Below are 12825 nucleotides of genomic sequence, written 5' to 3' on the forward strand. Positions count from 1 at the left end.
TAAAAGATGCGCATCATTTGCCCACAACAGTTGGTCGTACTGAAAAACAGCTATCAGATCGGACGGGAAAGCGCTCTGGGGATCAGCATCGTCGCGGGGTGTTATTTATCCGTGCCCGACCACTTTGTTACCGCGCCCCAGATCTGGCATGCGTTGCAAACGGCCCCCCGTTCATTCCAGATGCTGGATTGTGCGGAACCCAAACCGTTCGCAGAATTCTTATTAGCCGGACACGCAGGCATTGGGGAAGAGGTGCGATCGTTAGACGTTCAGGCCAAGGTCGGCTCATTGGTGCGCCGCTGGCGTATTGAAGGTGAAAGCCATAAAGCCGGTCTTCACGCTGAGTCCTTTAACCGTATACCCATGGACCATACACAAAGCTGGGGAGGAAAAGACTGTAAAGAGAACCCACTCGGGCGCGGCTACAACGACAACCGCAATCCAACGCTGATGTCGATAGGTTTTGACGGAGCGGCGATTACCCGCTCTCCGCTGGCGGCCCCAACCCCGATCCCCCATGATTTCCAACTGCGAAAAAACTATCTCGATAATGTGGCTTCCAGCATGACGGATAAACATTATCTGGAAACGTATTTTCCGGGGTTGCCACCGAATATCGATCACCGTTATTTCCAGATGGCAGCGCCTTCACAGTGGCTAAAAACCGCCGAATGGCCTGATATAACGCCTTATGAGCTCCACGGCTTTCGCCCCGCGGGAGAGGTATTAGCAGGTACTTTTCCTGCCGTACGGGCACGCGCCTTTATCTGGCGGCAACACCAGTCGGTACCACAAGAGCTGCAACTGCAGCGTAAAACCTTATGGCTCTTGCCCGATCAAAGTATCGGTTTACTGGTTTTCACTGGCAGCGTACCCCTGACTCATCTGTTTGATGAACCGGTACACACTCTGCTGGCCGGGTTGGATGGTGTCCAGACATTACGTGAAGCCGAACATTATCAGCAGGTCTATGCCCGCCGCAGCCTGGCGGGAGCCCCCAATTTTACCTTCCTTAACGATGGCGAACTGATGCCCGTCAACATGCCGCTGAATGTGATCCGCGATTTAGCTGACCACCCCTATTCCCAGAAGTACCGGGCAGCCCCGCAACCCGCAGAAGAGAGCCAACGCTTTTATCGCGAAGTACGCGAGGCCATTGAGCAACAACAACAGCAACAGCCAGAATTACCACCCGTTGTCAAAGCGCCCCCCGCCGAAGACGATGAAGCAGGGACCCTGTGGCTGCAGCGCAACGAAAGCAGTGCAGAAAACGTGATGTTCAACGGCACTGATTTCTCAGTATTGACGCTGCAAAACCGGCAGTTCCGCTACTGCACGTTCAATAACTGCAATTTCTCTGGTGCCACACTGGCAGATTGCACCTTTGAGTGCTGTCAGTTTCTTCATTGCCAGATCGAAAATGCCTGTTGGGACAACGTACGGTTGAACGGCTGTTTTATGCGCGAGCTCTCTATCCGTCAAAGCCGCTTTAAAGACTGCCAGTATGAAAAGACCACTCTGGAATCAACCCGGCTCATCCAGTGCCATTTCACCGATTTCCGCTGGCAGCACTGTATTGTTAAACAAGGTGATTTTAGCCTCAGCCAGTTTGAACGTTGTACCGCAGACGGTGGTTTCTACTCCGAAACGCTGTTTAACCAGTCTCAACACGAGCAGTGCTTGTTAACTTCATGCATTTTCGAAAAATGCACAGGCTTGAACGCCAAATTTGTCGATAGCACGTTGGAGAAAAGCTCATTCATCGACAGCCAATGGCAAGGTGTCAGCTTTAAGCAATGCCAGATCGCCAGCTTCACCACCGGCCTTGGGGTCGATCTTTCAGAAAGCCATTTTGAGCAATGTACATTGGACAAGGTAGGGTTCACCAAAGCCAATCTGCAAGCCAGCACGTTTCTTCATTGTTCAGTGACCGAGGGCGTTTACGATGACGCCAACCTGGAACAGGCCACCCTGACGGCCTGTGACATGGCCTTATCGCGCCTTAAAGGTGCTTGCCTGACACACAGCCTCTGGCAATCCACCAGCCTACAACAGGGCATTCTGTATAACGCCGATCTGCGCAATACCTGCTTTCAGCGTTGCAACCTGGCTGGCGCGAACCTGGGCATGACCAGCCAGAATCTGGCCACCCGCTTTGAACAATGCCTGCTTGAGAAAACCCATTGGCTCCCCCGACGCTACAAAGTCCCGGCATAAATTACCTTCTGACAGGAGAATAGGATGAGCGAATTAGAGTACACCACGATCCCCCCGAAAGAACCGCGGCGGATCGTGGGTAAACACTTCAAGGGGCGGACCCTGAATAAGCTGGCGCTTTCCAAGGTCTATTTTATTGATTGCAGCTTTTCAGACCTGGTCATCAATAACGGTAGCATCCGCGATTGCCACTTTGAAAACTGCCGTTTTAGCCAGATTAAAATGCAGGCAGGTAATGTGGAAAACTGCTCTTTCCGCTACAACCGCCTGCACCATATTAATGCCGATCAATTATCAGCCTCACAGCTTAGTTATGTAGAGAGCGAATGGCGGCAATGTACGCTGAGCCGCTGCCAGATTGAAAGTTGGATGTTAGCTAACTGCCAGATGGAACATGTCTATTGGCAGGCGCTACAACTGTCCTATCTCACCGTGGCCAACACCCCGATTGCAGAACTGCAGATGATTGATGGCAGCCTACAGGATGCCAGTTGGTATGGCTGTACTTTATCGCAGGCCGATTGGCAACGAGTAAGGATTAGCCGCCAGGTTATGGGCTGTTGCACACTGGATCAATGCCATTATCAGCAAATCAGCGGGGATACGCTGGTGTGGAGCAGTTGCGAACTGACGCAAACTGATCTGCACAAACTCCCCTTGGAGAACGCCAGTTTCCACAAAACCCGGTTAAAAGCATGCAGGCTGAACAACAGCAATCTTCGTTCAGCACAGTTCGGTGAAGCTACCCTGGATCATTGTGATTTCACCCAAGCAAAATTGCAGGGGGCCTGTTTTAGCGATGCAAAACTGCATGCTTGTAACTTGAATGCCGCCGATCTGCAGCAAGCCTCTCTACTACGAGCTCAGTTGGAACTGTGCGATCTAACCCAGGCTAATTTAAGCCGCGCCGACCTACGCAGTTGTGATCTGCGCACCTCATCGTTACAGGCCAGCAAAATCCATTCCACCCGTCTGCACGGCGCACAGTTGCAAACGCTGGATACCCCTTTGACCCTACCAGACCCTTTGCTCATGCAAATCGACAGTTGGTATGACCGACATCAGCCTGGGCCACAAACCCGAACCGCACTTTCCCCTATGCCTTCAGGAGCTAGTCGTTATGTCTGAACTTATTTCATCTGCGCCACCGCGCAGTACCGAACGCTTCACGCAATTTACGCACACGCAGAAAAAGGTGCCTCAGGTACATCTGATGCCGAACATGATTACCGACTTGGTCATGATCGACAGCCAGGGCCACCTTTGCCTGCAACACTTTGCGGAGTTAGAGGTGATAACAGCGGCCAGTTGCCTGATAGCACCACAGCCTGGCGATAGGGTCAGTGCGGTTTTGTACCAGCATCAGGCTTTCGTCACCGCCATCCTGCAACGCCGACAGCCCGATGCGCCACTGGTGTTGAACAGCGGCAATGTCCCGCTGCACCTGCTGGCACCCGCTTTAGAAATCCACAGTCCTGAACGCGTTGAAATCCATACCGGCCACTTTTCCGTGGTGGCACGCATCAGCCAATGGGTAGCGAAAACCCTGCATCAAGTGGTTGATACGCTGTTTGTGCAGGCCAAGCACGCACGCAGGCAGGTAGAAAACACCGACGAAGTTCAAGCACGCCATATCAGCCAGCACGCTGAGCAAAGTTTATTGATCAACAGCCACATCGGCTCCTTAAACGCTTCCGCCGTACTGAGAATTGACGGCGGCCAGATCCATATGGGGTAAATCAAATGACAGCAGCCAATACCTGTGCAGGTGGAACAAGTTTTGCCGGATGTACTCCGATGATTCCGATCCCGGGATCCAATACTGCGCCAAATACCAACGGCGTAAGAAACGTCAGCAATTATTTCTGCTGCGGTGGTAATGAGCAGAATCTGAACACTACTCGCACTTCCACCATTGATGCCGGCAGCATCCTGGGAGCGGCCTCTGGAACCCATTCCGCCAAGATGGACCCTATGCAAGGCTCAGCAAAATACTTTCTTAAGGGCTGCCCGGCAACACGTTTAGGAGATATGAGCATGACCAATAACCACAATGCGTCATCAACACAAATCGCCCCTAGCCAAACGAAGTTCTTTATCAATGTGTAATCGATTCCATTACCACTCGCTGCCCATTCTGATGGGATGGGCACTGCTCAGCGGCTGCAGCTGGTTTTCCTCCGTACCGGAAATCCCGCCACAGCAGCGGCAGATTGCTCTGCAATTGAATGCGGCGCCGAGCATCAATCCTGGCACCAATGGTCAGGCACAGCCGGTGAAAGTCTGCATCATCGAAACCAATCTTGATGGCTGGTCACCACCAGGGCTGTACCAAGGGACTCCCTGTACTGATATCAACATCGGCGGTGAAGTGCTCAGCGTGAGCCAATACATTCTGGCCCCGATGGAGACTCGCAGTTATCTGCGCGAAGTCCCTTTCGAGCAAGAGCGCTGGCTGGTGATTGCCGCTGAATTTCAAGACGCCAGTAAGGGCAAAAACCTGATGCAACTGAAATCTGTTGCCCGTGCTGATTTTAGCCCTGTGGTGAATGTGGATGGCAGTCGTTTGATACTGCTCGCCAATACACCCCCAGTCGTTTCAAAGGAAAAGTAATATGCTGCCAAAACAACGTGTTGCCTGGGTTGAGGGAATGTTGATGGAACCACAGCATTTCCAACAGCAGGAACGTTATCTGGAACATTTTATCGACATGCGTGCTCGTAGCCTGAGCGCACTCGCCTGGGGATTCCAGACGCTGAGCATCGATCAAGGGCTACTGGACCAAGGCAAGTTTGCCCTGAACAAAGCCAGCGGTGTGTTCCCTGATGGTACCCCTTTCAGCATGGGGAATAGTGAACCACTACCACTGCCTTTTGATCCCGGAGATAACTGCCAGGGCAATGTCATCTGTCTTTCGGTTCTGATGGATATTCCTGGCAATACCTATATCGACCTGACCGGGGGTAAACAAGGTAGCCGCTTCGGCGCGTTAGATGCAGAAGTTCAGGATCGTAACCATGGTATTACAGCGGAAGGCACCCCGCAGATTGCCACGCTACAACTCGGGCAATTACAGACCAGGCTCAATCTGCGTAGCGCTGTCAGTGACGCGGAATCGATGCTACCTATCGCCCGGATCAAAGAGCGCACGCGGGATGGCCGACTGATTCTTGATGACAAATTTTTACCACCGATGCTGGACTTCCGGGCGACAGGTTGGTTGGAAAATGCGACCACTGAGCTTTTAGGCCTGATCGTACAGCGTTTGGAAGCGGTTTATCGTCCGGATGTTCCATTATCCATGGGGGGCTTATCTGAACTGCTGGAATTACTTTTGCTGCAAACGCTCAGCGAATACAACTTAAAGCTTTCACATCTCGTCACCCAGCGCCAGGTCCATCCTGAGTGCCTATTCCAATTGCTGCTGGGGTTGCTTGGCCGTTTGAGCACCATTCCTGGGGGAGAAAAACCCTGGGCACGTCAGGATTTATTCTACGCTCACCACGAACCGCACAGTGGCTATTTCTCGCTGTTTGCCGCGCTGCGCCGCGCACTGTCTCTGGTGATTGAAGCTCCGGCGGTCGCTCTGCCATTTGTTGAACGTGGCGATAATATCTATCTGTGCCAAAACGATGCCCAACTGCGCCTGGAAAAACTGATCTTTACCGTCCAGGCAAAATTACCAACCGACACAATACGCACCTATTTCCCTGCCCAAACCAAGCTTGGGCCGGTCGAAAAAATCGTCCAGCTCATTGATCTGCAACTTCCTGGGGCCAGGATGATGCCCATGGCTTCGCCGCCAAGACACATTCCTTATTACCCCAACAGTGTCTATTTCGAGGTCGATCACTCTGACCCGATTTATCAGGAAATGATGTCAGGCACCGCTATCGCGCTCAGTATTGTTGGGGACTTCCCTGAACTGCGTTTTGAAGCCTGGGGATTACGGCAAGGGAGAGTCGGATGAATGATTTTGAACGCCAGATCCGTGAGGCGATTTCTGCTGCACGCAATGGTGTGCGGCATGCGGAACAATCGTTAACCAACCCTATCTGGCAGGCCAAAAGCAGTATGGCTTCCTTGAGCGGTATTCTGCCCAACGGGACCATCTCTGAGCCACCATCGCAGGCGAAGGAGGATACCGGTCATTATGGCAAACCGGCCAACGAGTCGTTAGACCCCACAGTGGACGATTCACCGCTCGCCCCCCCTCTTACGGCTCCCGGCAATGCTGCTCGCAGAGGAACGGCGCAGGCCAAACCCTATTGGTCAATGACCGATCGCCCCGGTGTGCTATCAGGAACCTGGAGCAACCCCTATATCGCTGCTGCTATGCCGCTGTTGCTGCAGGTAGAACGCCTCAGAGCCAATCCTGCCAGCAGAATGGGCGAAATCAGACCACCGTTGGTGAGAGAGATTCAGTATTTCCAACAAAGTCTACAGAAGCAAAACAGCCCGGCGGAGGATGTTCATCATCTCTCTTACCTGTGTTGTACCTACATCGATGGCGTTTTCCCCAACCTACAAACGTCAGAATCGTTCAACCGAAGCCTGCTGGTGGAATTTCACCGTGATGCCTGGGGTGGGGAAGACTGCTTTGAGCATTTACAGGAATATCTGGAGTCACCAAAGCAAAACCGCCAGGTTCTGGAGTTCTACGATCTGATCCTGTCGCTGGGGTTTGAGGGGAAATTCCAGATGGTTGAACACGGTGGCGTGCTGTTGATGGACTTGCGTAACCGCCTGCACACCCTGCTCTATGGGCAGAATGCCACTGAATCATTGGCCATCGCGCAGGTCGCGACAAGCTCGCCACGGCGTACTTACGTCAAAGCATTGAAAATATTCTGCTATGGCCTCGCTATCTGCCTATGTGCTTACGCTGGCAGCGCCTGGTATCTGCATGAACAGTCACGCCAAATCCGCAGCGATATCCTGGCCTGGGTGCCGCCTGAGCCACGCAAGATCAACATCATGGAGACACTGCCTAATCCTCTATCGAAGATTTTGAACGAAGGCTGGCTGGAAGTACGAAAAGATCCACGCGGCTGGCTGCTGATTTTTACCTCAGACGGTGCGTTCCGCACGGGCCAGGCACAGCTCTCGGAAGAGTTCCTGAACAAACGCAATATCGAACGTTTGGGCGAAGCCTTAGCGCCATGGCCTGGCGATCTGGAGGTCATCGGTCATACGGATAGCCAGCCTTTCCGTAATAGTTCAAGCAACTCCAATCTCAAACTTTCTGAAGCCAGGGCCATCGTGGTAGCAGATAAGTTACGGGAATCTACCGATATCAATCAGATGCATCAACGTGAGATCAGTGCGATCGGGCGCGGCGAAAGCGAACCACTGGCCGACAACACCACGGAAGAGGGGCGCCGCCGTAACCGCCGTGTCGATATCCTCTGGAAAATCGGCAACCGCGATGCCGATCGGGCCATGCAGGAGTTTATTGATAGCAGCACCCCCGCGCTCTTGGGTAACAACAGACAACAATAGGGATCGTTATGATACGCCGACTTCTGATTTTGATGATCGCTCTGGTGCTTTGCTACGCCGTCTGGTGGATAGGGCCCCTGATCGCGATTGGCCCTTATTTCCCATTGGGCGGTATTTGGGTTAGAAAAATCATTATCACACTCATTCTGTGCTGGGCGTTATGGCCTTTTGTCGCAGTTTGTCTGAGTTGGATTTTTCGCCACATTCGAGCGCCATTGCCGCAACGCAAGAAAAAAACGGTGCAGTTGGATCGCGTTTCTGCACGTTTTTATGATGCACTCCGTACGCTGCAACATGTTAGCCTCGCGGGCCAAAAAACGCGCTGGCAACGCTGGCGTGAAAGCAGGAAACGCCAATACATCGATGAGAAGCCCTGGTTTCTGGTTATGGGGCCGCCAGGATGTGGAAAAACCTCACTTATCTATGAAAGCGGTGAACACTTTTTGCTGTCAGAGCAATATGGTTTGGCACAAACGACTGACATCGGCCCGACGCAAGACTGTAACTGGTGGCTGACAGAGCGCGCAGTTTATATCGATACTGCGGGCGAATGGATTCTGTTACACGGACAGAGTGAAGAAGCGGGTATCGCGAAACAGAAACTGTTCTCCATGATCCGCAAACACCGACGCTACCCGGGAATCGATGGGATCATTCTCTGCCTGGATGCCGAAATGCTGCTGCATGCTTCTCTGACCGAACGCAAATCGTTGTCAGATACGTTACGTGTTCGTATTCAAGAGACGGCGGCCAGTTTTCATACCGATATTGCCGTCTATCTTCTGCTGAACAATATCGACAAGTTACCGGGCGGTGAGGTTTTTCTTTCGTTGATCAGCGATGATCTGCTCGCCGAAGGGCTTGGCATCAGCCTCACTTGCAACGCGCAAGGCCACAATAACTTTGCCGCCGATGAGGCTCGCTACCGTGAGTTGCAAGCTAAAGTCAGCCGCTACGTTCTAGAGATCCTGCATAGCGCCCCCGATGCTGAAGTACGCCAGCAACTCCTGCTGTTTACAGAAAGCCTGGGGGCTTTGCACAAGCCACTATTCAGCCTATTTGAACAGGTCTTCCCCGCCACGCCGATTGGTTACTCAGGTTGTCTGCGGCAATTCTGGCTGGGTAGCACCCTAACGCTCTCTGCTTGGGAGGACTCTTTTGAAACTCGCCCTATCGGGCCAATCTACTACCCGGCACTCAGCAACGCTATCACCGAACGTGGGATCCTGCATTCGTCAGGCCCGCTGCCAGTGCGTAACCGCCTGATGCTGATTGGCCGCTACCTTTTGGTCACCTTATTGCTCTGCCTGACGCTACTGATGCTGGGTAACCGCTACTTCTGGGAGTATGACTATATCGCCTATGCCTCGGCACGCTTTGAGGAAACCAAACGTATCGTGCGCGATATCCCCTTAACCAACCAAATCAATGACGATTTAGTGGCCGCTTTTGAACAATTGGGCTACATCAGCACCCAGTTTCTAGAAAGTACACCTCCAGTGCTGACCCCCTATTTTGAGCATCGTCTGCTCAATCAGGTCATGCTGCAAACCTATCACCGCCATCTGAACAAGATATTCTGGCCTGCGGTCGAGAATTACGTCGCCAATGAATTGCGCAAAGACACCCTGTCTGACAATGACGACGGATATGGCACCCTGAAAATCTATCTGATGTTGGGTCACCCGGAACGACGCTCACCGGAAGAGTTGGAGAACTGGTTCATGAGCCGCTGGAACGACTTCGCGCCGCAGGGCTATACCCTCAGCGAACGTAAACTCTTCAGCTATCATCTGCGCGAACTGTTTTCTGATACCTCCGCTAACGCTCCCAAAGCCAAGATGGACGATGAGTTAATCCGTACCGCGCGTATCAAAGCAATGAGGATCCCGATTCACATTCGGGTGGTACAGCGCATTCAGGACAAACCACTGCCGCCGCGTATTGAAAATATTACGCTGGCAGATATGGCTGGCCCTAGCGTAACCCTGATGCTACGGCGTAAAAGCCCAAGTACCGTCACCGATCTCGCGATCCCTGGCTTTTATACCCGAGCCAGTTATCACGATGTATTTCTGGCTCAGCTCCAGGAGGCTTCTGAAGCCATGATCCAGGAACAAAGCTGGGTACTCAGTGACAGTAAAGACTCCTTCAGCCAGGTCAATTTATTAGCCACGGCGCAAAAGCTGTCTGACGAAGCGCGGAAATATTACCTGATGGAGTATGCCAACCAATGGGACGCGCTACTGAATGACATCCGTGTACGCCCCATCAACGATCTGGATGATGCCGCACTGCTGGCACGCCAATTTTCCGATCCTTCTTCTCCACTCGCCAATCTGGTGCGCTTCGCCACGCGGGAAACCACGCTCAATGCCAATAACCAGGATGATGTGACCGGTTGGTTTGACACCCAGCGCACCAAACTGAATCAGGCTCGTCGTAACGTGATCGATCAGATGTCGGGGGAACGCTCACGCTTTCGGCTAACGCCAGAGAAAAGCGTCGAAGATCGTTTTGAGCTGCTACGTCGGCTTGGCTATCAGTTGCAACAATCCTCAACCAGTAACAGCGATCCACTCGCCAACGCTTTTGAGCAGATCTACAACCAATTGATTACGCTGTCAGTCTCACTACGAGCAGGCCAGATCCTGCCCAAAAACAGTGACTTTAACCGTTTGCAAATTGATATGGCACGCCAACCGGAACCGGTGCGCAGCGTGATGATGGATCTCCTGTCAACCGGCCAAAATCAGAGCATGCAACAAAGCAAAGAAAACCTGAGTAAAGGGGTTTCTTCTATTGCGTCGGACTTATGTAATAAAACCGTCAGTGGGCGCTACCCTTTCAACCGCTCAGCGAGAGAAGAAATCGGTATCACCGATTTTAGCCGCATGTTCAGCCAAAGTGGCGCTATGCAGAGCTTCTTTGACCAGAATCTGGCGCCTTATGTTGATACCAGTGGCAACCGTTGGCAGGTAAAACCAGATAGTGCGGGTGTGGTGACGTCAAAAACGCTTGGTGCATTCGAGAATGCCTCTCTGATTCGTGACACCTTCTTCGACGCCTCAGGCAAGATGGCCATGTCTATGATTATTCGCCCTATCTCATTGTCTCCGAGCATTCTGGAGGCCGTACTGGATGTGGATGGTCAGGTTCTTTCCTATAGCCACGGCTACAGCCAACCGATGCGCGTTGACTGGCCCGGCCCAAAAGGTGGGGTCTATATCCGTCTAACGTTTAAAACACAGAGCGGAAAAATTGAAACGGTCAGTTTTGACGGGCCTTGGGCTATTTTCCGTATGTATGACGCCAGTAACCCAGTGAAGCTCAGCAGCAATAGCCGTGAACTCACGATAGCCATGAATGCAATCAGCGGATTTTTCAAAGTAGAACTCAGCTCAACCATGAAGGACTACCCACTCTGGTCACAGGCGCTGAGTCAATTTTCATGCCCCAAAAACCTGTAACCATAAAGAAGGAAAGATAAAATGCTTGATCCAAAAACCGTAAAAGATGTTATGCAGTCAAGCTCAGGTCTGGGCCAGCAAGCCCAGTCTGAATTACAGAAGCCGTTTGTTAAAGGCATGCAGAATATGGAGATGTCGGGAGCCGATGCAGCAAGAAATATCATGCAGTCGGTTAATCAGTCATGCCAGACCATGATGGATGATATGAACAAAATCCTGAACGGCATCCAGGATAATGTTGACGCACATCAGAAAATGCAACGCGAAGAACGGCCAAAAGACTTTGAAACAGCCATGAAAGACTTGCGGAACACCTTATCCAGCGGTTTCCCAGAGGAAATGAAAAACATGTTTGATAAAGTACCGAAAATATAATCGTATCAACAGATAAAGCCACCTTTAACGCAGAGAGGATAACCCTCTCTGCGTTTGAAAGTGTTAAGTGCGATCAAACACCGAGCTGTTCAACCCGCGATCCTGCTGATGGCGCTCCAGCGCCAACTCAATCAATATGGTGATCAACTGGGTATAGCTTACTCCGCTGGCCCCCCACAGCTTCGGATACATACTGATATTGGTAAACCCTGGCAGCGTATTGATCTCGTTGATGATGACCTGATTATCTGGCGTCAGGAACACATCGACACGTGCCATACCCAAACAATCCAACGCCTTGAACGCCTGCAACGCAACGCTGCGGATGTTGTCGCTGGTCGCCTGATCGAGCGCCGCTGGCACCACCACCTGGGCACCCTGCTCGTTAATGTACTTGGTATCGTAAGAGTAAAACTCATCGCTCAGCACGATTTCACCACACAGGCTGGCCTGTGGCCGATCGTTACCCAACACCGCGCATTCGATCTCACGGCCAACGATCGCTGATTCCACCAATACCTTGTGATCAAAGCTGAATGCCAGAGCCAGCGCGGGTTCAAACTCCGCCTGATCGTGCACTTTGCTGACACCAACGGAAGATCCCTGATTGGCCGGTTTGATAAACAGCGGCAACCCCAGCTGTTCCGTCAATTGCGCAAAGCTGTATTGCTGGCGGTTGGTACGCGTCAGCGTCACGAACGGCGCTACCGCCAGCCCGGCATCGCGCAGTAAGCGCTTGGTAACGTCTTTATCCATGCTGACTGCCGAGCCCAACACCCCGGCGCCGACAAAAGGTATATTGGCCATGCGCAACAACCCCTGCAGCGAGCCGTCTTCGCCCAGCGTACCGTGTACGATCGGGAACACCACATCAAGTTGCCCCAATGCGCCAGCGCCGTCGGCTGCAATCAGTTGCTGTTGCTCTTGCCCCGGTATCAGCGCCACGTTTTTATTGGAATGATTCAGCGCAATCAGCGCCGGGTTTTCCGCATTCAGCAAAAAATTAGAGGCATCGTTAATGTGCCATTGCCCTGTTTTATCAATCCCCAACAGCGTGACGTCAAACTTCTCTTTGTCGATGGCATCCAGAATATTTTTTGCCGACTGAAGCGAAACCTCATGTTCCGCCGATTTACCGCCAAAGATCACCCCAACACGTAGTTTAGTCACGCCGAAATCCTTCTGAAAAGTCATCGCAAGAAAGCCAGCCATCACAATAAACGCATTGGCTGGCCCCAGCAATCAGGTGGCGAGGAAAAT

General features: G+C 52.2%; 10 protein-coding genes. 9 read left to right on the plus strand and 1 reads right to left on the minus strand.

Annotated features, from left to right (window positions below; all coding sequences use genetic code 11):
• The first annotated feature begins 6 nt into the window (after nt 1-6).
• Genes IV04_RS03065 through IV04_RS03105 form a run of 9 tightly spaced genes read left to right on the plus strand, consistent with a single transcriptional unit; the run spans nt 7 to nt 11565 of the window.
• Nucleotides 7-2217: a pentapeptide repeat-containing protein gene (locus IV04_RS03065; protein ID WP_037397040.1), complete on the plus strand. Its 2211-nt coding sequence runs from the start codon at nt 7-9 to the stop codon at nt 2215-2217.
• A gap of 24 nt (nt 2218-2241) precedes the next feature.
• Nucleotides 2242-3345 carry a pentapeptide repeat-containing protein gene (locus IV04_RS03070; protein WP_037397038.1) on the plus strand — a complete coding sequence of 368 codons (1104 nt, stop codon included), beginning with the start codon at nt 2242-2244 and terminating at the stop codon, nt 3343-3345.
• Nucleotides 3338-3955, plus strand: coding sequence for a DUF3540 domain-containing protein (locus IV04_RS03075; RefSeq protein WP_037397036.1), 618 nt, complete (start codon nt 3338-3340; stop codon nt 3953-3955). Before IV04_RS03070 ends, IV04_RS03075 begins: the two co-directional genes overlap by 8 nt.
• 5 nt (nt 3956-3960) lie before the next feature.
• A complete protein-coding gene (locus IV04_RS03080) occupies nt 3961-4326 on the plus strand; it encodes a PAAR-like domain-containing protein (RefSeq protein ID WP_037397034.1) in 366 nt (121 codons plus the stop codon).
• Nucleotides 4319-4831 carry a type VI secretion system lipoprotein TssJ gene (gene tssJ / locus IV04_RS03085; protein WP_037397030.1) on the plus strand — a complete coding sequence of 171 codons (513 nt, stop codon included), beginning with the start codon at nt 4319-4321 and terminating at the stop codon, nt 4829-4831. The genes IV04_RS03080 and tssJ overlap by 8 nt, the downstream gene beginning before the upstream one ends.
• A 1-nt stretch (nt 4832) precedes the next feature.
• Nucleotides 4833-6188 carry a type VI secretion system baseplate subunit TssK gene (tssK, locus tag IV04_RS03090; protein ID WP_037397027.1) on the plus strand — a complete coding sequence of 452 codons (1356 nt, stop codon included), beginning with the start codon at nt 4833-4835 and terminating at the stop codon, nt 6186-6188.
• Nucleotides 6185-7720: a type IVB secretion system protein IcmH/DotU gene (gene icmH, locus IV04_RS03095; protein ID WP_037397024.1), complete on the plus strand. Its 1536-nt coding sequence runs from the start codon at nt 6185-6187 to the stop codon at nt 7718-7720. Before tssK ends, icmH begins: the two co-directional genes overlap by 4 nt.
• Nucleotides 7721-7728: 8 nt before the next feature.
• On the plus strand, nt 7729-11190 hold the full coding sequence (gene tssM / locus IV04_RS03100) for a type VI secretion system membrane subunit TssM (RefSeq protein ID WP_037397023.1): 3462 nt from the start codon (nt 7729-7731) through the stop codon (nt 11188-11190).
• Nucleotides 11191-11211: 21 nt separating this feature from the next.
• On the plus strand, nt 11212-11565 hold the full coding sequence (locus IV04_RS03105; protein WP_037397020.1) for a DUF6277 family protein: 354 nt from the start codon (nt 11212-11214) through the stop codon (nt 11563-11565).
• A 63-nt stretch (nt 11566-11628) separates the two neighbouring features.
• Here the strand turns inward: IV04_RS03105 and ddlA are convergent, their stop codons facing one another.
• On the minus strand, nt 11629-12735 hold the full coding sequence (gene ddlA, locus IV04_RS03110) for a D-alanine--D-alanine ligase (protein ID WP_037397328.1): 1107 nt from the start codon (nt 12733-12735) through the stop codon (nt 11629-11631).
• Nucleotides 12736-12825 lie beyond the last annotated feature (90 nt).

Source organism: Serratia sp. Ag1, assembly GCF_000743355.1.
In the GTDB taxonomy this organism is placed as follows: Bacteria; Pseudomonadota; Gammaproteobacteria; order Enterobacterales; family Enterobacteriaceae; genus Chania.

Coding starts and splice junctions, on each gene's coding strand:
- IV04_RS03075 (WP_037397036.1), top strand. CDS start 3,338: ATGTCTGAACTTATTTCATCTGCGCCACCGCGCAGTACCGAACGCTTC.
- icmH (WP_037397024.1), top strand. CDS start 6,185: ATGAATGATTTTGAACGCCAGATCCGTGAGGCGATTTCTGCTGCACGC.
- tssM (WP_037397023.1), top strand. CDS start 7,729: ATGATACGCCGACTTCTGATTTTGATGATCGCTCTGGTGCTTTGCTAC.
- IV04_RS03080 (WP_037397034.1), top strand. CDS start 3,961: ATGACAGCAGCCAATACCTGTGCAGGTGGAACAAGTTTTGCCGGATGT.
- tssK (WP_037397027.1), top strand. CDS start 4,833: ATGCTGCCAAAACAACGTGTTGCCTGGGTTGAGGGAATGTTGATGGAA.
- IV04_RS03105 (WP_037397020.1), top strand. CDS start 11,212: ATGCTTGATCCAAAAACCGTAAAAGATGTTATGCAGTCAAGCTCAGGT.
- IV04_RS03070 (WP_037397038.1), top strand. CDS start 2,242: ATGAGCGAATTAGAGTACACCACGATCCCCCCGAAAGAACCGCGGCGG.
- tssJ (WP_037397030.1), top strand. CDS start 4,319: ATGTGTAATCGATTCCATTACCACTCGCTGCCCATTCTGATGGGATGG.
- IV04_RS03065 (WP_037397040.1), top strand. CDS start 7: ATGCGCATCATTTGCCCACAACAGTTGGTCGTACTGAAAAACAGCTAT.